This is a genomic window from Geomonas limicola (assembly GCF_014193675.1).
GTDB classification, from domain to species: Bacteria; Desulfobacterota; Desulfuromonadia; order Geobacterales; family Geobacteraceae; genus Geomonas; species Geomonas limicola.
In genome coordinates, this window is the sequence record NZ_BLXZ01000003.1 from 142,422 (window position 1) to 163,747 (window position 21,326).

Sequence of the window (21,326 nt, forward strand, 5' to 3'; positions counted from 1 at the left end):
ACAATGGACAATTGGCAATGTGTGAAACTCCAATCGCTAAAGGTAAATGCAACGGAGCTATGTAAAAGGTAGAGTAGCGTCCCCCAAAGATACTGTCGCAATCCTCATAGACAGTACATTTGGCTTTTCATTGTCAATTGTCAATCGTCAATCGTCAATTGAGCTTTTTATTATGATGAATGCTCATCGCCTTGGGCAGCCCCTCCTTGAGGAGCATTTCCATGGAGTCGATCACCCCGTCCAGCACGTTCAAAAGCCCGTCCATCTCCTCCTTGTGGAAGTTGGACAGGACGTAGTTGGAGACGTCGCCGTGCACCGGCCGACCGATCCCCATGCGCACCCGCAGGTACTCCTTGCTCCCCAGCTCCTGGTCGATGGACCTAAGGCCGTTGTGCCCGCCGTGACCGCCGCCCAGCTTGAGCCGCACGCTCCCGTACGGGATATCGAGATCATCGTGAATGACAATGAGATCGGCAGGGGTGAGCTTGTAGAAGCGGAGCGCCTCGGCGACCGAGCGTCCGGAGAGGTTCATGAAGGTCTGCGGCTTGAGGAGGATCACGCGCTCCCCCGCCCAGTTCCCGTCACCAGAAAGCCCGGAAAAGGCTTTCTTGGTGACGGAGATACCGGCCTGGCGGGAAAGACGGTCTAAAACCATGAAACCCGCGTTGTGGCGGGTCCATGAGTACTGTGGCCCGGGGTTCCCGAGCCCTACGATAAGTTTTGCCGCCATGAGCTACCTGACTAGACCGCTGCTTCCTCGCCCTCGCCACCTTTGCGGCCCAGGATGCTGACCACCGGCGCCTTCGGGTCGTTGAGGATGACGGTACCAACCGGAGCAACCACGTCGGATACGTGCAGGGTATGGCCGACGAGCAGCTCGGTCACATCGACCTTGATGGCCTCGGGGATGTGCACCGGCAGGCACTCGACTTCCACTTCGTGCAGGGCGAAATCGAGGAAACCGCCGGCTTTCACGCCTGCGGAGGTACCGGTGAGACGCAGCTGAACGTGAACCTTCACCTTGTCGGCCAGGTTGACCTTGTGCAGGTCGACGTGACGCGGGGTCCCTTTGAGGGAGTCGACCAGCAGGTCGGCGACGATGACGTTGGCGCCGTTCAGCTCGCCTGCGCCATTGACGGTCAGGATGTGGTTGCGGCCGCCAACGCCGGCGATGGCTTCGGAAAGCTCCCTCTGGTTCAGCGAAACTGCAACGGGCTCGATCCCCTTGCCGTAGACAACGGCCGGAACGCGGCCGGCAGCCCTCAGGCGGCGGCTGATCCCTTTGCCGGTTTGCTCTCTCAGTTCAACGTTCAGTACCTGCTTACTCATACATCCTCCGATGTCAACTTTGATAGGTGCGATTCACTATGTCAATGAAGCTTGTCGCTAAATAGATGGGTTATACGAACAGCGAACTGACCGACTCATCCTCGTGGATGCGGCGGATCGCCTCACCCAGAAGCTCGGCCACCGACAGCACCCGGATCTTCTCGGTCGCCGCGGCCTTGTCGCCCAGCGGGATGGTGTCGGTGATGACCACCTTCTCGATGACCGAGTTGTTGATCCTTTCGATGGCCGGACCGGAGAGCACGCCGTGGGTGGCGCAGGCGTACACGTTGGCCGCACCGTGGTCCTTGAGGGCCTGGGCAGCCTGGGTCAGGGTCCCGGCGGTGTCGATCATGTCGTCCAGGATGATCGCGGACTTCCCTTTCACGTCACCGATGAGGTGCATCACCTCGGCCACGTTCGGGCCGGAGCGGCGCTTGTCGATCACGGCCAGGGAGCAGCCGAGACGCTTGGCGAAGGCGCGGGCGCGCTCGGTACCGCCGGCATCCGGGGTGACCATGACCAGGTTCTCGAGGCTGTCGGCGAAGCGGGTTTTCAGGTGGGCCAACAGGACCGGTGCGGCGTAGAGGTTGTCCACCGGGATGTTGAAGAAGCCCTGGATCTGGCCGGCGTGCAGATCGACGGTCACCACGCGGTCGGCGCCGGCGGTGGTGATCAGGTCGGCGACCAGCTTCGAAGTGATCGGGGTACGCGGCGCAGCCTTGCGATCCTGGCGGGCGTAGCCGTAATAGGGGATGACGGCGGTGATGGTGGCTGCCGAAGCGCGCTTCAACGCGTCGATCATGATGAGCAGTTCCATCAGGTGGTTGTTGGTCGGCGCACAGGTTGCCTGCACCACGTAGATGTCGCGGCCACGCACATTCTCGCCGATTTCCACCATGATCTCGCCATCGGAGAAGGTCTTAACCTTTGCCTTACCGAGAGGAACCTGCAGAAAGTCGCAGATCTTTTCTGCCAGAACCGGATTGGAATTGCCACTGAACACTCTGATCTTATTTTCCATTACCTTCCGGCCCTCTTTTCTTCTCGTGTAATTGCATGGGAATGCCTCGCGGCGCCTGTCCTTGAGGCAGACGCCGGACCCTCGAAACGCTACTTAATACAATAGTTGGGGTGTGAAGTCAACCGTAAAAGCAGCTGCCGCGGGCTGAAGCCGACCGGCGGGCGAACCCGAGCACCGGTAAAAGTGCTTCAGTTTCTCCGGCGCGCTGACGATGAGAGACTGTGCGGTCTACTAGCGCACCAATCGGAGGCCAACCATGCAGCACCGAAGATACCAACGGGTGAAATTTGCAGCACCTGGTGAGCTGCAGCACCAGGGGGTCAGGTACCGGATCCGGCTGGAGAATATCTCCATGCGTGGCGCCCTGATCAGTTCAAACGAATGCATCATGATCCCCGAAAATGACTGCGCCACCCTCGCCATCGAACTGGAAAACGAAGATGCCGTCCTGACCGTGGAGGTCCGGGTGGTGCACTCGTTCTTCTCCATGGTCGGTGTCGAATTCGTGCAGGTCGGAGAACTCGCCGAGCAACTGCTGTTCCGACTGCTCACCCGCATCACGAGCGAGCCCGAACGGCTCGAGCAGGAATGGCAGAACCTGCACGAGCAGCCGGTGGGCCACCCGTAGCCAGCTGTCCATCCCCGCCCCCACCGGCCACTTGACCCGTGGCAAATCCACGATACCCTCTAGCAATTCCAGGTCCCACCGCACCACCGATATCCGGGCAGTTGCACCGTTTACCTCAGTAGAAAATCTATTTTCAGAACCAGCGGCTGTTCAGCCAGAAATACTGTATAATCAACTGACACTGCATGTAAGAAGCTCTCGCACTTTTCAGTCTCAGTAGCTACGGTGTACTGGCACAGGCCCCTCATACCGAAGAACCTCCGCCAGATCGACACGTTGCGCATCCACACCGGGAGAATCGGGCTATAACATTAAAATCCTTGAAAACTTTGCAATATGAGATTACATTTAGCCTCCGATAGTGCAGAACCTGAAACACGGGTCACCGCTACTGACACTACCAGCAAGGGGGAGTAGAACTATGAAGAAGAAATATTTTTGCCCGATCTGTGGAAACAGTGAACTGACCAACATGTTCATCACCACCCCCAAGGGAAAAAACATTTCTCTGCACCTCTCTTCGCAAGCCGCCATACGAAAGGCTTCCGGCCAAGTCTGCTGCATTGTCTGCCAGCAGACCTGGAACGTGACCGACTTCCAAAAAGCCCGCCAGGAACAAGCGACCGGCACCTCTCTCTGACCGTTTTGCCGCATCTCCCCCGATGCGCCAGGCGCCCCGGCACACTCCCAGTGCCGCCTGAAACGATAGGCGCCTTGACCAGGAGCAAACATTCAGAAACCTCTATAGATTATTCACGACCGCTTTGCTAGAATGAGAGGGTAGAAATAAGGTTGCCAACGGAGGTACCAGTATGGACACCAATCTCTGCCCGAAGTGCCACGGCAAAGGAAAAATCCTGACCAAATCCCGTCAGACCGGTTACGAGGAAATGGAAGTTCCCTGCAGCATGTGCAAGGGCTCGGGACGCAAATAAGGCCGCACAGGCATGACAACATAGGCTAAACGCGAAAAACAAAACCCCTGTCATCGGACAGGGGTTTTTTGTTGCCTGAGCGCCGGTTCGACGGGAAGTTTTAGAGCGTCAGCACAAAGAGCGCCGTCACCAGGGTCACCAGCAGGCGGTGGCAGAAAAGGCCCCGGCGACTCAACCCTTCCTGCTGCTGCAGGCGTCCCAGCTCGACCCAGGAGATGCGCCAACCGATCAGGATGAGCGGATAGATGAAAAGCCGCAGGGTCCCCAAGTCCGGGGTAAGGCGCGCGGCGTCGAGGACTCCGTCCAGGCCGATTACGGCGAGGGTTAAGGGGACCAGCCGGGCGCCCCCCTCCACCAGCGGGCGGAAGTAGATCAGGAAGAGCCCGATGGCAGCCAGCGGCAGGTAGGTGATCCCGCTGCCGGTGAAGACCTGCTGCCAGCGGTTTTTCCCGGTGCCGGCCGAGGCGACGAGGGCCAGTCCCGCGACGACCGTCAGGGTGGCCAGGGCGTAGAGATACTCACGGACGCCCCACAGGGTGTGCGGAAAGTACTCCGGCTGGCGCCCGGCGAAGATCGGGGTAAGTTTGGCCGCCAGCACCACGCCGACGAGCGTCACCGAGAAGAGCGCCTCGGCGAAGCCGCGCTTGGCCTTGGCGCGGATCCCCCAGGCGGGGTGACGCAGGTCGAGCTGCATGGAGTGGTGCGGGCAGTTGCGCACGCAGTCCAGGCAGAGGATACAGTGGTCTGAGGTGTCCAGGGCCGACGGGTGCAGCCCCATGGGGCACCCCTTCTCCTTGATGCAGTCGTCGACCCGGCAGCGCGAGTGGCAGACGTTGTGGTTACTGTGCATCTCAAGGATCGAGATGCGCGACACCAGTCCCACGATGCGCCCCAAGGGACAGAGGAACTTGCACCAGCCGCGCCGCCCGATGATAAGGTCGGCCAGCACCGTCGCCGCCAGCATGGCGGAAAGCAGCAGCCCGGTGGCGAAGGCTCGGGTGAACATCCCGGTCCCCTGCTCCAGCAGGAGGATGAGCACCAGTCCGGCGAAGCTCAGCGCCGGCCCCCAGCGTTTGAGCCAGCGGCTCGGCTCGTGCACCACCCGGGTCTTCACCCCGAGGTACTCGCCGATTGCCTCCATCGGGCAGTAGCTGCACCAGCCACGCGCCAGCAAGAAGGCGGTGAAAAGGAGCGCCGGCCATCCCAGGGTCCAGGCGGCCAGGTTCGCCGGGTTGTCCAGGGGAGGCCCCAGAAAGAGGTAGACGATGACCAGGAGGAACAAGGGCACCGTGGTCCAGCGCAGCTTGCGCGGGTACTCACCCTTGCGGGCCACCTGCTCGAGGCCGGCCACGGAGAGCAGGTTGAAGCGCCCCCCGCCGAAGAGCTGCCCCTGCAGCGAGATGTGCTCGGGGAGGATCACCTCGTCGTCGCAGACCACCACGGCCCGGCTCACGACCTGGTAGAGTTCGGTGCCGTTCAAGGGCCAGTCGTGGTCCACCAGGAGGTTCATGGCATCCTGGGAGAAGCGGCGCACCTTCTTGTGGTGCTTGGCGTTGAGGGTCTTCAAAAGACCGCGCGCCACCACGGGGATGTCCTTCTTGCGCTCCCGCAAGGGGATCATGTTGAGCGTCTCGCTGCTTAGGCGCTGGTAGAACGGGGCAAGGAACTTACCAACCTCAACCAGCGGCTCCAGGGGCTTGCCGCTGGTGGCGATGATACGGACCTCCGAGCTTCTCAGCCGCGACTCGCCCCGGCGGCTGAACTGGCCGGTTTCCATGTACTCGACCAGCGCCTGTTGCACCTCGGGGGCCAGGCAGTCCACGTTGCGCAGGATGATGTCGCCCCCCGCCGCAAGCTCCAGCATGCCGCGGCGCACCCGGCGGCTGCGTTCGTTCTCCTCCGACACCGTGCCGAACAGCGCGGCATCCTGGGCGAGCGCCAGGTGCCCCGCCTCGGGGACCGGGCTTGCCGATCCGCTCTCCTGCCCCAGGAGCGGCGGCGGAGCGGCGCAGTCTAGAAAGAGCACCGGGCAGGGGATCTCGCTGTGGTAGTGGATGAGGCGCGCGGCCAGGTCTTTCCAGGTTCCCGGCTCCCCCTGGATCAAGACGTGACTGCGGATCGCGCCCAGCCGCTCGAGGCGCTGGTTCAGGGTGCGCACCCAGGGCGAGCTGCCGGGGAAGGTACCGAACTCCGGCAACAGCTGCCAGCCGATGATGTTGGTGATCACCTCGCGGTGCTCGTTCTCCTCGCGCTGGTGGCGGTGCGCCCAGCTCCCCAGCTGGCCGGCGAAGATCCGGCTGATGTTGGCGTAGAGCTTGGGGATCTCGCGCAAGAGCTCCTCGAAATCGGGCCGGGTGAGCCGGGCCGCGCGCACCGCGGAGATGGCCCGCACGTCCGCCGAGCGCCGCTCGTCGGTCAAGATGGCGCGCTCGCCGATCACGCTCCCCGGGCCAAGCTCCGTAAGGTTCAGTACCTGCCCGCCCCCCGGGTTGAGCTCGACCCTTACCCGCCCTTCCAGGATCACGAAGAGTTCCTGGGCCGGCTGGTTGCGGGCGAGCATCACCACACCCGAGCCGAACTCGCAGACCTCCAGGCTCCGGGCTACCCGGGCCAGCTCCTCCGCGTCGAACCCGTTGAAAAGCCTGATTCCCGCTATCTGATCGCAACTAAGCTGCACGTTCACGTAACTCCCTTTATCAGCAACCCTGCCGCCACGGCGGAGTTCCCGGATCCCGGAAACGTCCCTGCAGAAGAAACCCGCCAGGGCAAGCACTTGGATGGTAACGCATATCGTCCGGGAGGTCCAAGGTGTATACCGATGCCGGATCTCGAGCCGTACCGGGCTTGAGCACCAACCGGCTGAGAACCGGGTCCGGTACACATAAAAAAAAGTGCTCCAGTCACAGCGAGAGCTAAACTCCGAAAATCACAGGCAGCGAGATTGGCAAAAACTCATATTTCTCACATTTCCAGACAGCAGGCAAAACTACCTGACACTTTCTTTGTTGAAATTTTTTCATAATATTTTACAATCCTCCCCTACGCAGTGACTGATAGTGAAACAGCGCATCGTCCTGACTGAAAAGCAACCCACCGCCCCAAACGGTGTCAGACCCGATACCTGGGCAGGGCCATCCTCACCCTCAGCACCGACTCACCAAAGGAGACGCAGCATGTTTGGCCAGGACAATGTCGAAAAAAACACCATCGCCATGGTGCTCGCCGGCGGTAAAGGAGAGCAGCTCTGGCCGCTCACCATGAGGCGCGCCCAGCCGAGCGTGACCTTCGCCGGCAAGTACAAGCTGATCGACTTCGTGCTCTCCAACCTGTTCAACTCGGGGATCAGGAAGGTCTACATCCTCACCCAGTACCGTGCCTTCTCGCTCAACAAGCACATCCGCGAGTCCTGGGGCAAGTGGACCGGGCTGGGCGAGTTCTTCGTGGCGATCTCCCCGGAGACCAGCAGCGAGAGCGAGAAGTGGTTCAAGGGGACCGCGGACGCCATCCTGCAGTACCTGCGCTTCGTGGAATCGTCCAACGCGGACTACGTGGCGATCTTCGGGGCCGACCACATCTACCGCATGGACGTGAGCCAGATGATCAACCAGCACCGCCAAAACCGCGCCGACCTCACCATCGCGGCGATCGAGGTGCCGGCCAGCGAGGCGCGCCGTTTCGGGGTACTCGCGATGGACGACGAGGGGCGGGTACGCTCTTTCGAGGAGAAACCGGAGTGCCCCGAGGCGATCTCCGGCTGCGAGACCTGCCTCGTCTCCATGGGGAACTACATCTTCTCCACCCAAAAGCTCATCGAGGTGCTCCAGGAAGGGAAGAAGCGCCACGAGAACCTGGACTTCGGGCGACACGTGATCCCCATGATGCTGGAGTCCCGTGACCGGGTCTTCGCCTACGATTTCAAGAACAACGTGATCCCCGGCTTCAAGAGCGAGGAGCGCGGCTACTGGAAAGACGTGGGGACGCTGGACGCCTACTACCACGCCAACATGGACCTGATCAAATGCACCCCGCAGCTCGACCTGTACAACTACAAGTGGCCGATCCTCACCAACCAGGGGAACCTCCCCCCGGCGAAGACGGTGACCGACGGCGAGGGGAACGCGGGGGTGAACCTGGAGTCGCACGTAAGCGGGGGGTGCGTGACCAACGGCGCCACGGTGTGCCGCTCCATCCTGGGTCCCTCCTGCCGGGTCAGGAGCAACAGCCTCGTGGAAGACTCGATCCTTTTCGAAAATGTCCAGGTGGGGCGCCAGGTGAAGATCAAGAAGGCGATCATCGACCGCGGCGTGGTGATTCCGGACCGCACCGTAATCGGCTACGACCGGGAGGAGGATGAGCGCCGCGGCTACACGGTGACCGATTCCGGCATCGTGGTGGTACCGCGGAAGGACTAGAAAACAGTGGACAGTTCCGGCCCGTCGGGTTTAAGCTCGGCGGGCCTTTTCATTTTTTAATGCTGAGCGGAGGGAACGTGAGGATTCTGGTAAGACTGGCAGCGCTACTGGCAGTATGCGTCGCTTTGGGTGCCTGCGCGACCGAGCAGGGGATGGTACGCAGCCCGGCCGCAGACTACCGGTATATCTATAAGGATTTCGACCTGCGCTACGCCTGGCGCCTGGCCCCGGTTGCCGAGGGGGTCAAGGTGGAAGGGCTCATAAAAAACGTGCGGGGGCAGCGCATGGAGAACCTCGAGGTGCGGGTGGCGCTTTTGGATAAGAACCACAAAGTGCTGGGGGAAGCACTCGCCCACCCCCTGCCCCAGCCCATCGACAGCGACGACTTCCGCAGTTTCGAGCTGCACCTCCCGAAGGCCCAGGAACCGGGCTTGATGCTGCGCTTCATCGTCAACTACGTCGTCTCGTCCAGCCAGGGGAGTTACTCCTGGACCAGCAACTTCACGGTTGACGCCGCCACCGGTCAGCGGCTCGGGGTGCAAAAGAGCAAGGACCTCGACTGGTAACAGGGATGAACGGGATGAACCCCCTAAGCAACAGGGATTAATGGGATTAAGGGGATAAAGGCCCCCCCTGGTTCTGCACCATTCACTGAACCGCCACAGCCGTACAAAAGGGAGCGCTCCTGACCTAAGGACGCTCCCTTTTCTTATTCCTCGCCACAGATCCCCCCCTCTCCTCCCCCGCAGCGGGCATGGTCCCGCCGGCAGCACGTACCTGCAAGCGAAGGTTCTTCAGGTTTTCCAGGGAAAGCCGCCCCATCAGGGCCCCTCTCCCCCTGCGGGAGAGGGACAGGGTAAGGAGACAGGCGCCAGCTCACCGCATTTGGCAGCTTCACCCATCCCCTGCCCCCTCCCGTCAAGGGGGGGACGCGATTCCCCCTAAGTTCCCGGATATACGGAAAAAGGCCGTCCCTCCACACGGAAGGACGGCCATCGCATTAAACGAAGAGGCGTTGCGCCTGAGAATCTACTTGCTGGCCGCCTTGAAGGCCTCCATCACCTTGCGGACCTTCGCGGAGGGCTCGCCCACGGTGATGAAACCAAGCGGACGCTCGAGCTTTTTGGTGCTCAGTACCACGACCTTCCCTGCATCGACGAACCCGGAACCCAGCCCGCCAATGCCGCTCGGGTCGAGGGCCACCTTGTCGTTGACGTCTTTCACGTAATCCACCGCCTTGGCGCCGGCCGCATACTCGGCGTTGGCCAGCACGGTCTGCTTGATCAGGCCACGGGTCGCGCTCGCCTTGGCATCGGTGTACACGGTGATCGGGAGGTCCTTACCCCCCACTTCCTTCCAGTTCACGATCTTGCCGGTGTGGATCTCCTTGATCTGCTCCCAGGTAAGCTTGGTCACCGGGTTCGAGGGGTGCACGATGAACACCACCTCGGACTTCGAGATCACCTGCAGCTTCAGGTCGGGCAGCGGCTTCTTGAGACCGGCGGATTTGGCTGCCGCCACCGTTGCATCCAGCGAGGCCGAGGCCATGGCGGCGTCGCACGTGCCGTCGATCAGGTCGATGAGTCCCTTGCCGGCATTGCTCCTGTCGACGATGAGCTTCAGCCCGGTCGCCTTTTCCACTGCGGCCTTGTGCGGAGCCACCAGGTCGGTGACCACGCTGGCCGCCCCGTTCAACTTCACGTCCTCTGCCAGGGCTCCCTGGGCTTGGCCAAGGAGCAGCGCCGCTCCCAACGCGAGTCCCGAGACCCGGATTGCCTTGTTCATGTGAGTCCTCCTGTTCAGGCTATGAGAGCCTGGGAAATTGGTGCAGTGTACCTAGAGTTTGCGGTGGCACTGGTCGCAGTCGTTGAAGACCTTGACACCGTCGTGGCAGGTAAAGCAGGCCACCTTTTGGCTGTGATTATCCATGGTGATGAGCGCCTCTTTCTTGGTGGCGAAGATGGCGCTGTGGCAATCGTTGCAGACCAGCCCCTTGGAGGCGTGCAACCTGCCGTCGAAGATCACCTTCCCCTGCCCCGCGCCTCCGTAGAGCAGTGCCTTGTCACTGGTCGCTCCGGCCACTCCGGCAAGAAGGGCCAGCCCTGCCAGCACCAGGCTTACGGTCGATAGTTTCATGTTCTCTCCATCCCCAGCAAAGCGGCGGGAGCGCAGCCGGTTAGGCCTGCCCCGCCGCCTCAGGGGTACGTGGTAGTGGTCCCTAGGCGATGATGCTCCGGCTCACCTTCTTGACGTCGGCGGTACCGGTCAGGATCATGGCCACCAGGAGCTCCTCGTGCATCTTCTTGAGGGTCATGGCGACACCCTCGGCTCCCCCCCCCACCGAGCCGCGCAGCAGCGGGCGCCCCACCAGCACGGCGTCGGCACCCAGGGCGAGCATCTTCAGGACGTCGGCACCGTAGCGCACCCCGCCGTCGACGAAGATCACCAGGCGCCCCTTCACCTTGTCGGCAATCTCCGGGAGCACCTGCGCGGTGCCCGGGGTGTGGTCCAACACGCGACCACCGTGGTTGGAGACCACGATGCCGGCAGCACCCACCTCGACGGCCGCCAGGGCCTCCTCGGGGGTCATGATCCCCTTGATGATGAAGGGGAGCTTGGTGGACTTGGCGATCTCGCGGAGCTGCTTCAGGCTCTTGGGCTCCACGGTTTTGCCCGGCAGGGCACGGTTGGCGCGGCCGGCCGAGTCGATGTCGATGGCGAAGAAGGGGGCGCCGGTCCGCTCGATCAGGCGGATGCGCTCGATGATCTCGGCCTGGGTGCGCGGCTTGATCTGCGCCGCCGCCTGCCCGCGGTACTTGGCCACCGTCTTCAGGCGGGTCTCGTACACGGAGAGCGGGTCACCGATGCCGTCGGCCGCGAAGCCGATGGTGCCGACGCTCGCGCAGCCGCCGATGATCCCCTCGGCGTACTCCTCCTCGCTCACCTTCCCCCCCAGCCCCATGTTGTAGGTCACCCCGCCGGTGATCCCGGAGAGGATCGGCATCGAGAGCTTGGCGCCGAACAGGGTCAGGGTGGTGTCGGGCTTTTTCACCTCGTGGAAGGTCTTCATCTTCAGATCGTACTTGGCGAGCGCCTCCAGGTTGTTGCGGAAGGCCTTGCCGGAGTCGAGCCCCCCCATGCCCGGGACCTCGCCGGAACAGGCGACGCCGTTACACTCCGGGCAGACCCGGCAGCGCGGGTACATCTTCTCGCGGCAGCTCTTCAGCACGTCGGAGAGTTTCTTGGTGCTGCCACCCGCCGCGGCAGCCGAGGCGGCCTTGGCCTCCTTCTTCGCCTCCTCGGCTGCCTGCGCCTCGCGGCGCCCCACCGCCTGAACGGCGAGCACGCTGGCGCCTACCACGGCGGCGGTTTTCATGAAATTACGGCGGCTAAACCCGGCCCCTTCCTGCTCGACCGCTTCGATGAATTCTTCAGACATTGGTTTCTCCTCCTGCAGTTTGGTAACCGGGCACGCGTCACGCACCAGGCTCAGCCCTGGGAAGTGCGACACGCCGGTGTCTCTTCGGTAGTTTGGGTATAGCCCGTATCGTGCGGCAGGGGAAGGAACTGGCGGCGAATGGTGTGAATCGGGGGATGAATGGCAGAAATCGGGATTGAATGGCAGGGTGTCGCAATGAGGGAAGCTGGAGTCGCCGGTGGAGGAAACTCAGCGCAAGTCTTACTCGCGCGCTCCAGGCGGGATTGCGGCCGGCGTGGCTTTAGGTCGGTAGCGGCACAAACCGGGAACGCTGGAGCGTCATCTGAGAATTTCTCAACGCGAAAGCGTGGGAATGGGTACGGGGAAAACCGGGGAGAACCGCCGCAGCACTCAGGCGGGCTAGTTACTGAGAATCAGGCGCTGTTTGAGGTCTTTGGCATGGTAGCGGCTCACCAGCACCTCGCTTTTTTGCCGATCGTTCAGGACCAGTTTGCAGCTGCCGTTGAACCAGGGGATGATCTCGATGATCCGGCTCAGGTTCACCAGGGAGTTGCGGTGCACCCGGGCAAAGGAGTAGGGCTCCAGGATCGCCTCCAGCGTGGTGAGGGTGCTCTTCGCAAAGAAGACGCCGTTGGCGGTGTGCACCTCGGCCTCCCCTTCCAGCGCCCTGATGAAAACGATCTGCTCCGGGGCGACCGGGATGAGCTTGTCCCCCTGGTGCACCAGGACCCGCTTCACCTCACCCTTGTCGGCGCCCAATGGGGGCTCGGACGCCTCGGGGACCGGCAGCCCCCCCCTGCGCAACCGCAACAGCTCGGCCGCCTTGCGCACCGCGCGCGCCACCCGATCTTCGGTGAACGGTTTCAGGAGGTAGTCGAGCGCCTCCACGTTGAAGGCCTGCACCGCGAACTCCTCGAAGGCCGTGGCGAACACGATGAGCGGCGGCTCGGGGAGCGCCCGGATGATCTCGGCCAGCTCGATCCCGTTCAAACCCGGCATCTGGATGTCCAGGAAGATGAGCTGGGGGCGGGTCTCCCGGATCCCCTGCAACCCTTGCGAGGGGGTCCCGGCCTCGCCCAGGATGGTCACCTCGCCCAACTCCTCCAGGAGAAAGCGCAGCTCGCGCCGGGTGGGTGCCTCGTCGTCGATCAGGTAGGTCGTGATGCTCATGCCGCCACCGGTACCGAGAAGCTCACCGTGGTACCGCCCCCCGGCGTGCTCTCGATGGTCAGGGCCCGGTCCTTGCCGTAGAGCGTGGTGAGCCGTCCATTTACGTTTTTAAGCGCGAGCCCGAGCCCGGCGGAGGGGATCCGGGCACCGTCGGAAAGCAGGGCCGCCAGGCGCTCCGGCGGGATCCCCACCCCGTCGTCCTCGACGCTGATCAAAAGCTCGTCCGCCTCGCGCCGGGCCGCGATCCGGATCACCCCGCCCCCTTCCCGCGGCAGGATGCCGTGGCGCACCCCGTTTTCCACCAGGGGCTGCAGGATGAGCGAGGGCACCTTGCAGGTGAGCGCCGGCTCGTCGATCTGGTACACGATGGAGAGCCTCTCCTCGAAGCGTGCCTTCTCGATGGCGAGGTAGGCCTCGCAGTGCTCCAGCTCGAGCGACAGGGGGACCTGGGCTGCCGTGGGGCTTATGTTCTTGCGGAAGAACTCGGCGAGCTTCACCAAAAGTCCCGAGGCGGTGCGCGGGTCGGTGCGGGTGTAGCTTATGATGGTCGAGATGGCGTTGAACAGAAAGTGCGGGTTGATCTGGGCCTGCAGCGCCTTGATCTCCGCCTCGGCCACCAGTTTGCGCTGCAGCTCGATCTCGCCCAGTTCCAGCTGGTTTGAAAAAAGGTGAGAGAGCCCATGGGCGAGTTCCAGGTCGAGCCGGCTCATGGCGTGCTCGCGCACCCGGTAGAGCACCATCACCGAGTTCCCTTTCTCTCCCACGATGAGCGGCACGGCGATGGCGCTGCGCAGCCGGCTCTCCCGGGTAGGGTAGCCGACCTCGTCGATGTCGCGGGCCGTCACGACCGCGCCGCTCTCCAGCGCCCGGCGCACCACCAGCGGGGCGCTGACGTCGCCGGAGCGGTGCCGCTCGCCGTCGACCCCCTCGTGGGCCAAGAGCCCCTGGTCACCGAAAAAGGCCACGGCATCGAGCCCGGTCAGCTCCCGGATGATGCACGCCGCGGCGCCGGCGGATTCCGCGGTGAGACCGTGGCGCAGGAAGGGGAGCGTCCGGAAAGCGATGTTGAGCGTGGTCTGGGCCTGCTGCGCCATGGCACGGTCCTGGTCGCGCACCACCGAGGCGATCACCTCCATGAGCACCGCCACACCGAAGGCGTTGGCCAAAATGCTGGGGAGCCCGATGGTCTGCACCACGTACTGTCCCGCCTCGGGAGGGTGCGCCAGAAAGAGGATCAGCACCATCTTGAGCGACTCGGCGAGCATCCCGAGCCCGAAGGCGATGAGCGAATCGAAGCTGCGGCACTTTACGCTGCGGTAGACGAGCCCGGCCAGGAGCCCGCTCAACGGGGTGGCGATGGCACAGGAGAGCGAGGTCACCCCGCCCAGGTCGTAGAAGTAGCGGTGCCACCCGGCGATGAGCCCCGCGGCGAGCCCTACCAGGGGACCGCCCAGGATGCCGCCGATCACCACGGGGACCGTGCGCAGGTTGGCGATGGCACCGTGCATGGGAAAACCGCAGTAGGTGGCGAAGATACCGGCCACACCGAAGAACACCGCGTGCCCCACCTTCTCGCGCAGCGTGGCGCGCCCGGTCAGCAGGCGCCGAAACGGCTCGAAGCGGAGCATGAGGAAAAAGAGCACCGCCAAGAACCCGAGGCGTTCCAGGAGATCGACGGCAAGTCCGATGGTTTCGTTCATGACAGGTACCGTGAGGCGGGTGGGAGATCGGGGAATGCCGGGAAACAGGCCGGACGCTGACGAGGCCCGACTATACACCTAATGAAGAACTACGTCAAACCGCACCCTCGCATTCTTGGGCAACCTGGTACACAACGAGCTCTTCACGCCACTGAAGTAGGCCGCACGACTCTTGGTCTGAATTCCATTTCCCGTCGACAGATATTCTCAGCAGCGCAGCTACCACTGTCACAGGCATGAGGGGTTTTCCCTTACTGCACAATGAACGCGGTTTTCCTTCTCTACCAGCAGGTTATCCGGACCCAAATACTCCTAAAGTTTTTGACAACGTCGTCGATACGACTACAAGTTCCACTGCTTTTGTCGGACCAAACCGGTGCAACTTCCTCGAGGAACTCCGAAAACAGTTGGTTCCATTACACGCAGGTCATGCGTAGCAGCGAGGTAAACATGAAAAATCTCAGCATCGGTACACGTCTTTTCGCAGGGTTCACCTTAATTTCCCTCATCTTGGTGATCGTGATTGCCACCGGCGTCAAGAGCCTCTCCAACAGCTCCGATCAACTTGACAACGTGAACCGGGTCAGCGATCTCAGCTCCGCTGCCGCAAGCGTGATGCTGGGGGTCCGCGAGGTGAACGAGTCACTCAAGTCGCTGTTTCTGGCTGAGACGCAGGCCGACCGGGACCAGCTCGCCAGCCGCGTCGAGAAGAGCCGCGCCCGTTACCGGGAGTCGCTGGCCTTGCTGCAGAAGAAAACCAAGACCCCGGAAGGGAAGCGGCTGCTGGGTGAGCTGCTCGCCTCCCTCAAAACCGCAGTCGAGGTCAACGACCGCATCAAGGCCGCGGCCGACGCCGGCGACCCCATGAAGTACCGAGAAATCATGAAAGCCGAAGGGGAACCTGCCGAGCAGAAATGCAGCGATGCGGCGAACGCGCTCATGCAATATTTCTCCAAGCGCGTGGACCTGAGGGTGAAAGAGGCCAAGGATGCCGGCCAGAGTGCCTCCGTGTTCATGATCGGCTTCGGTTTGGTAGCCCTCATTCTCAGTCTGGTTATCTCGCTCACCATAGTCCGCGGGATTCGGAAACCGCTCAACGAATTGCTCGATTCCATAACGGCTATCGCGGGAGGTGACCTGACCCGCCGGGTCGGCTACCAGAGCAAAGACGAGTTGGGGCAACTAAGCGAGCACTTCAACGCGTTCGCCGCCAAGCTGCAGCAGATCATGGTGCAGTTGGGTGGTGAAGCCTGCCGGGTCGCCTCGGCCTCCACCGAACTCAGGAGCACGGCGCACCAGATGGCGGCAGGAACCGAAGAGGTGGTAGCCCAGGCCGGAACGGTGGCAACCGCCGGCGAGGAAATGGCGGCGACCTCCAGCGACATCGCCCAGAACTGCCACCTGGCTGCCGAAGGGGCCCAGCGTGCCAACCAGGCTGCCGTGGAAGGCTCGGGCGTCGTGCAGGCGACGGTCAGGGTCATGGGGCTCATCGCCGAACGGGTGCAGGGCGCGGCCCAGACCGTGGAATCGCTTGGTTCCCGTTCCGACCAGATCGGCGCCATCGTCGGGACCATCGAGGACATCGCCGACCAGACCAACCTTCTCGCCCTTAACGCGGCCATCGAGGCAGCGCGCGCCGGCGAGCAGGGACGCGGCTTTGCCGTGGTGGCCGACGAGGTGCGGGCCCTGGCCGAGCGCACCACCCGGGCCACCAAGGAGATCTCCGAGATGATCCGCACCATCCAGCTGGAGACCAGGAGCGCGGTCTCCGCGATGGAGGAAGGAAACCGCGAGGTGGAGCGCGGCACCCAGGAAGCCGCCCGTTCCGGCCAGGCCCTGGAGGACATCCTCGAGCAGATCAACGCGGTTACCCTGCAGGCCCAGCAGATAGCGACCGCCGCCGAGCAGCAGACCGCCACCACCAGCGAGATCAGCAGCAACATGATGCAGATCACCGACATCGTGCAGCGTGCGGCGCAGGGAGCGGGAGAAACCGCCCAGGCCGCACAGGGGTTGTCCGTCATGTCCGAGGAGCTCCAGGGGATCGTGAGCCAGTTCAAGGTCGCCTGATCCAGTTTTCCTTCCACGTCAAAAAGCCGCGGCGCCCGAAGTATCCGGTGTCCGCGGCTTTTTGCTGCCCCCATGTTTTTCCCGACAACTGCCCCTACCCTTTTCCCGACGCTCCTGCCATGGTAGGCCGGTAGCGCCAGCCGCCCGGAGAGGATTTCCGGTCCTCAGCAGGTCCCGGAGCAGGCGCTAGAGCGATCATTCTCGGTCGGGATCGCGGGTGATCCGGACCAAGCCCATACCAACAGGAGAAAAGGAGAGATCAATGACGATTCCGGAGACCTTGCAGGAGATCATGAAGCAGGACGGCGTGGTGGCCATCGCCACCTTGGGAAGCGAGGGGCCGCACCTGGTGAACACCTGGAACAGCTACCTGCGGGTGAGCGAGGGGAAACTTCTGATCCCGGCGGGGTACCTGCACAAGACCGAGGCGAACGTGGCCCACAACCCCGAGGTGCTGATCACCCTGGGAAGCAGCAAGGTGAAGGGGTTGCACGGCCCGGGAGCCGGTTTCCTCATCAAGGGTAAGGCCGAGTTCCTTTTCTCGGGTCCCGAGTTCGACCTCCTGAAGGAGAAGTTCTCCTGGCTTAGGGCCGCCCTCGTCGTCACCCCGACCGAGATCACCCAGACCTGGTAGGGCTACTTCTCGTCAAGACGCACCACCGCATCCCCGCGTAGCTCGACGATCACCGGTTCGCCCCGCTGGTCGTCGAGGGGGTGCACCGCGTAGAGCGCCACCGGCTGTTCCTTTCCCTTGACCGCGACCCGCTCCAGCCCCTGAAACGCCACCCCTTTGAAAGCACCATCCGAGACAGCCCGACGCAGTTCCGCGACGGTGTACTCCGTCACCAGGATCGGCTCGCCGTAGCGACGGGTGAGGCTCTCGACCCGCGCCCCCAGGTTCACCTGGTCCCCGATCACCGTGTAATCCATCTTCTTCCCCTCGGCACCGATGTTGCCGACGATGGCCTCGCCGGTATTGATGCCGATGCCGGCCTCGAGCGGCACCCTCCCCGCCTCACGCCACCTGTGCCCCAACTCCTCGAGCCGTGCCTGCATCTCCAGGGCGCAGCGCACCGCGCGCTCGGCGTGGTCCTCCTGGCGGTGGGGCGCCCCCCAAAAGGCCACGATGGCGTCCCCGATGAACTTGTCGAGAATCCCCTCCCAGCGCAGCACGATCTCGGTCATCTCCCCTAAGTACTCGTTGAGGATGGCCACCACCTCTTCCGGCGAGTGCCGCTCCGCATAACTCGTAAATCCCTTCACGTCCGAGAAGAGCACCGTGATCTCGCGCCGCTCCCCACCCAGACGCGCGAGTCCCGGATTGCGGATCATCTCGTCCACCAGGCGCTCGGTGACGTAGCTCGAGAACATGGCACGGATCTGCCGGGCCTGCCGTTCCTCGAAGAAGAGCCGGGACACTCCGGCCGCGGTGACGATGACTGCCAGGTTCCCGACTGGTGCCACCAGGTTGATCCAGGTGTTGCGCTCGATGAGGAGGTACTGGGCAAAGAGAAAGTACCCCGCGGTAAAAAGCACCCCGAGCGCCACCCCCGGTTGGGCCTTCAGCCTGGGGAGGGCCAGCATGAGCGCCAGCCCGCTCACCAGGATCATGGCAAGCTCCACGACCCCCGGGCTTTTGGCCAGGAAGTCGTTCTCCAGGAGGTTTTGCACCACCGTGGCGTTTTTCTCCACACCGGTGCAGTTGGCGGAGAGCGGGGTCACCTTCTGGTCGAAGGTGGCAAGCGCCGAGGTCCCTACCAGCACGATGCGGTCTTTCACGGTTTCCGGAGCCTGCCGCCCACTGATGAGGTCGGCGGCGCTTATAACCGGGAAGCTGGCTTCGGGGCCACGGTAGTTGATGAGCACCCGGCCGCTCAGGTCCGTTTTCAGGAAGCGCTCCCCGAGCTTTATGCCGGAGCCGCCGTAGAGTACCGCCTGGTTCGCAGGTATCCCGGCAGCTATCCTGGCGAGCTGCAGGGCAAACGATGGGTAGCAGTCGTCACCAAAGCGCAGGTAGAGGAGATCCCAGCGCAGGACGCCATCCAGGTCGGGGATACTCACCACGTGCCCAAGCGTGGCCGTACGGGGAATCTCGCCGACCGGCAGGCTCACCTGATCCGCGGCAACAGCCCAGCGTTTCCAGGCAATCCCGGGGACACTCTTCACCTCGGCAAAGGCGGCGTCCCACAGGGCGTCGGGCGGGGTTGGGGCGGCGTCGGCCGTGCCGCTGTCGCTCCCCCCTGCTGCGGCGGGTACCCGGAAAGCCGTCCCCTGCACCACGTTCCCCGCACGCTTTAAGGCTCCGGCAAGTGCCGCGTCGCTTTGCGGGTTCTCCGGCTCCGAGTAGAGCAGGTCGATCCCGATCGCCTTCGGTTTTCCGGCCGCGATCCGGTCGATGAGCCGCGCCTGCAGCTGGCGCGACCAGGGCCAGCGCCCCAGTTCAGCGATACTGCGGTCGTCGATGGTTACGATGACGATCCTGGGGGAGACCGGAGGAGGCCTGAAGAGCTGCCGCAGGTGCAGGCGCAGGTCGTAGGTCTTCGCCTCCAGGTGGTCGCGGATAATGGGCGGGTCGTAGACCTGCACGAGCAGCGAGGCTGCCAGCGACAGGGAAGCGATCAGGTAAAACGGGAGATGTTTCTTCATGGAGGCATTCCGCCCGGGAAGAGCGGCTACCTGCCGCTGCTACCGGTTACCAGGTACTGGTTGTTGCCGATATAGGTGAGATCAACCGTGGACCACTGCTCGCCGGTCAGGGCAGCGGAGGGGAGCGGAGTATTCACCAGCGATGCCGTCGAGGTGTAGAGATAGCCGCCTGTTTGCCCCGCCACGATCGTCAAGCCGTCGGCACTGGAGGCGAGCGTGTTCCACATGGTTGTGCTGTAGGCCCGGGCAGTCCAGGTGACACCGCCATCGTCCGAGAAGTAGATATTGCTGCCGTTAGCTGCCGCCAGCTTCATCCCGTCACTCGACGAGATCAACGAGGTCCAGTTGCGCACCAGGCCGTGGCTGACCCAGGTGACGCCGGAATCGGACGAGGTGTACACGTCACCGGCATTCACGACGGCAACAAGCCGGGTCCCATCTGCCGAGGAGGCAACCTTCATCCAGTAACGGGCAGACTCTCGCGGCGTCCAGGTCGCACCGGAATCGGTCGAGGTGTAGATATTTCCCCCGAACACGACCGCCGCGAGTTTGACGCCGTCGGCCGAGGACGCCACCCCTCTCCAGTTCCGGATGATGTCGCGCTGGGTCCAGGTGGCACCGTAATCGCTCGAGGTGGTCAGGGTGCCATCGATGGCAGAAGCAACCAGCTTGCTCCCATCCGACGAGGCGGCAAGGTTATTGATCGAAGTGGCTCCAATGGACGTCCAGGTGGCGCCGAAATCCCCGGAGATAAATACCCATCCTCCTGCCGCGACGATTCTGCTGCCGTCGCTTGAACATGCCACCGTCACCGCTTGTGCCGAGCGTTGCAGCCAGGAAGCTCCGCCGTCGCTCGAGGTATAAATGGTTCCGCTTGCGGAGACCACCAACTTCCTGCCGTCACTGGAAGAGGCGACGGAAGACCAGTTGCTGCTCGTCAGGTGGTTTACCCAAGCCAGTCCGCGCTGCAGCGTTCCGGCGCCGAGCGTCACGATGCTCTGGCCGCTTCCGGCGTTGACCTGCCATCCCCCGGTACCGTTGCCGACCACGCTGAAACGGTCGCCGAGGGAGGGAGAGGCTGGCAGGGTGATCACGGTCCGGTTGGTGGCGTCGGTGGCGACTAAGCCTACGTTTGGTTGTGCCAGTTGGACGACCCCCGAGACGCTCGCCCAGGCGAGCCCGGGCCCCGGCGGCCCGGCAGGCCCTTGAGGCCCAGTCACCCCTTGAGGGCCCGCCACACCTTGCTGTCCCTGAACCCCTTGGGCACCCTGCGGGCCTGCAGGGCCCTGGGCTCCGGCGGGACCGGTCGGGCCGACCAGCGCGACTCCGGTACCCCAGGCGCTGTTGGTCTTGGGACCGAACAGGGTGTAGTTCGTCAGGTTGAGGTAGAAATCCCCGTCACTACCGATGGCCGGCAGGGGAGCGCCACTGCCGTTGAGAATCGACTTACCGTCGGCTCCGGCAGCGCCGGTCGTAGCCGAGGCGAGGGGGGCGCAGTTCCAGGTCGAGGTGGATGCTTGATATTTGAGGATCTCCCCGTCGGCACAAGCCTGTCCCAGTTGATCAGCAACCCTTGCCCGGAACGCAGTGGGCACCGAGGCAAGCGGCAGGCGCGGGGTCATCTCCGGGTCGCTCCCCACCGCGACACCCAGGTAGTAACCGGTATCAAAGGGAAGCGTCAGGGGGGTGACGGCACCAAGTTGCACGCTGTAGACCCCGTTTTGCACCGACTCCTGGCTGTGGAACTCGCTCCAAAGCGGGGTACCGCCGGTTGGCGATCCGTAGAGAGCGAAGGTCATCGGGACCGTGGCATGTACCGGGTCACCCGCAGAGGTGGTCAGGTAGCCCTGGTAGGCAAGAGTACCCGGAAAGGCCGCCCAGGCCGATAACGTAAGGATGCAACTGAGAAACAGCGCGACAGCACCGACGATGAACTTCATGCATGTCCTCCTGGTCCCACCCGGGGGCGAAACCGG

Annotated in this window: 18 protein-coding genes; 7 read left to right on the plus strand and 11 right to left on the minus strand. The window is 63.2% G+C overall.

Annotated features, from left to right (window positions below):
* Nucleotides 1-154: 154 nt before the first annotated feature.
* The 3 genes from pth to H7688_RS07780 form a co-directional block, all read right to left on the minus strand.
* Nucleotides 155-730 carry an aminoacyl-tRNA hydrolase gene (gene pth, locus H7688_RS07770; RefSeq protein ID WP_183360506.1) on the minus strand — a complete coding sequence of 192 codons (576 nt, stop codon included), beginning with the start codon at nucleotides 728-730 and terminating at the stop codon, nucleotides 155-157.
* Nucleotides 731-741: 11 nt separating this feature from the next.
* Nucleotides 742-1,329 carry a 50S ribosomal protein L25 gene (locus H7688_RS07775; protein WP_183360507.1) on the minus strand — a complete coding sequence of 196 codons (588 nt, stop codon included), beginning with the start codon at nucleotides 1,327-1,329 and terminating at the stop codon, nucleotides 742-744.
* 70 nt (nucleotides 1,330-1,399) lie between these two features.
* Nucleotides 1,400-2,350 (minus strand): ribose-phosphate pyrophosphokinase, encoded by a 951-nt coding sequence (locus tag H7688_RS07780; RefSeq protein ID WP_183360508.1) that lies wholly within the window; start codon nucleotides 2,348-2,350, stop codon nucleotides 1,400-1,402.
* Between the two features lie 256 nt (nucleotides 2,351-2,606).
* Between H7688_RS07780 and H7688_RS07785 the strand changes: the two genes are divergently transcribed.
* From H7688_RS07785 to H7688_RS22795, 3 genes are all read left to right on the plus strand, one after another.
* On the plus strand, nucleotides 2,607-2,978 hold the full coding sequence (locus H7688_RS07785; protein WP_183360509.1) for a PilZ domain-containing protein: 372 nt from the start codon (nucleotides 2,607-2,609) through the stop codon (nucleotides 2,976-2,978).
* A 421-nt stretch (nucleotides 2,979-3,399) separates the two neighbouring features.
* On the plus strand, nucleotides 3,400-3,618 hold the full coding sequence (locus H7688_RS07790) for a hypothetical protein (RefSeq protein ID WP_183360510.1): 219 nt from the start codon (nucleotides 3,400-3,402) through the stop codon (nucleotides 3,616-3,618).
* Nucleotides 3,619-3,790: 172 nt separating this feature from the next.
* Nucleotides 3,791-3,913, plus strand: coding sequence for a hypothetical protein (locus tag H7688_RS22795; RefSeq protein WP_281379424.1), 123 nt, complete (start codon nucleotides 3,791-3,793; stop codon nucleotides 3,911-3,913).
* Between the two features lie 100 nt (nucleotides 3,914-4,013).
* Here the strand turns inward: H7688_RS22795 and H7688_RS07795 are convergent, their stop codons facing one another.
* On the minus strand, nucleotides 4,014-6,596 hold the full coding sequence (locus tag H7688_RS07795) for a sigma 54-interacting transcriptional regulator (RefSeq protein WP_246329745.1): 2,583 nt from the start codon (nucleotides 6,594-6,596) through the stop codon (nucleotides 4,014-4,016).
* A gap of 490 nt (nucleotides 6,597-7,086) precedes the next feature.
* On the opposite strand from H7688_RS07795, the gene glgC reads away from it, so the two are divergent.
* On the plus strand, nucleotides 7,087-8,325 hold the full coding sequence (gene glgC, locus H7688_RS07800) for a glucose-1-phosphate adenylyltransferase (protein WP_183360511.1): 1,239 nt from the start codon (nucleotides 7,087-7,089) through the stop codon (nucleotides 8,323-8,325).
* A 77-nt stretch (nucleotides 8,326-8,402) separates the two neighbouring features.
* Complete coding sequence (locus tag H7688_RS07805; RefSeq protein WP_183360512.1) at nucleotides 8,403-8,891, plus strand: FxLYD domain-containing protein; 489 nt, start codon at nucleotides 8,403-8,405, stop codon at nucleotides 8,889-8,891.
* 463 nt (nucleotides 8,892-9,354) lie between these two features.
* On the opposite strand, the gene H7688_RS07810 is transcribed toward H7688_RS07805, so the two are convergent.
* The 5 genes from H7688_RS07810 to H7688_RS07830 form a co-directional block, all read right to left on the minus strand.
* Nucleotides 9,355-10,110, minus strand: a complete 756-nt coding sequence (locus tag H7688_RS07810) for a substrate-binding domain-containing protein (RefSeq protein WP_183360513.1) — start codon at nucleotides 10,108-10,110, stop codon at nucleotides 9,355-9,357.
* 51 nt (nucleotides 10,111-10,161) lie between these two features.
* Entirely contained in the window at nucleotides 10,162-10,461 is a 300-nt protein-coding gene (locus tag H7688_RS07815; protein ID WP_183360514.1) for a c(7)-type cytochrome triheme domain-containing protein, read from the minus strand.
* Between the two features lie 82 nt (nucleotides 10,462-10,543).
* On the minus strand, nucleotides 10,544-11,764 hold the full coding sequence (locus H7688_RS07820; protein WP_198424468.1) for an alpha-hydroxy-acid oxidizing protein: 1,221 nt from the start codon (nucleotides 11,762-11,764) through the stop codon (nucleotides 10,544-10,546).
* Between the two features lie 399 nt (nucleotides 11,765-12,163).
* Complete coding sequence (locus tag H7688_RS07825) at nucleotides 12,164-12,934, minus strand: LytR/AlgR family response regulator transcription factor (RefSeq protein WP_183360515.1); 771 nt, start codon at nucleotides 12,932-12,934, stop codon at nucleotides 12,164-12,166.
* On the minus strand, nucleotides 12,931-14,634 hold the full coding sequence (locus H7688_RS07830; protein ID WP_183360516.1) for a LytS/YhcK type 5TM receptor domain-containing protein: 1,704 nt from the start codon (nucleotides 14,632-14,634) through the stop codon (nucleotides 12,931-12,933). The genes H7688_RS07825 and H7688_RS07830 overlap by 4 nt, the downstream gene beginning before the upstream one ends.
* Before the next feature lie 450 nt (nucleotides 14,635-15,084).
* On the opposite strand from H7688_RS07830, the gene H7688_RS07835 reads away from it, so the two are divergent.
* Together H7688_RS07835 and H7688_RS07840 are read left to right on the plus strand one after the other, a co-directional pair.
* On the plus strand, nucleotides 15,085-16,704 hold the full coding sequence (locus H7688_RS07835) for a methyl-accepting chemotaxis protein (RefSeq protein WP_246329746.1): 1,620 nt from the start codon (nucleotides 15,085-15,087) through the stop codon (nucleotides 16,702-16,704).
* A gap of 262 nt (nucleotides 16,705-16,966) precedes the next feature.
* The gene (locus H7688_RS07840) at nucleotides 16,967-17,338 is read left to right on the plus strand and encodes a pyridoxamine 5'-phosphate oxidase family protein (protein ID WP_183360517.1); all 372 of its coding nucleotides are present in this window, start codon (nucleotides 16,967-16,969) and stop codon (nucleotides 17,336-17,338) included.
* A gap of 2 nt (nucleotides 17,339-17,340) precedes the next feature.
* Here the strand turns inward: H7688_RS07840 and H7688_RS07845 are convergent, their stop codons facing one another.
* Together H7688_RS07845 and H7688_RS07850 are read right to left on the minus strand one after the other, a co-directional pair.
* Nucleotides 17,341-19,350, minus strand: coding sequence for a CHASE2 domain-containing protein (locus H7688_RS07845; protein ID WP_183360518.1), 2,010 nt, complete (start codon nucleotides 19,348-19,350; stop codon nucleotides 17,341-17,343).
* Between the two features lie 26 nt (nucleotides 19,351-19,376).
* Nucleotides 19,377-21,290 carry a DUF8740 domain-containing protein gene (locus H7688_RS07850; RefSeq protein WP_183360519.1) on the minus strand — a complete coding sequence of 638 codons (1,914 nt, stop codon included), beginning with the start codon at nucleotides 21,288-21,290 and terminating at the stop codon, nucleotides 19,377-19,379.
* Nucleotides 21,291-21,326: the final 36 nt, after the last annotated feature.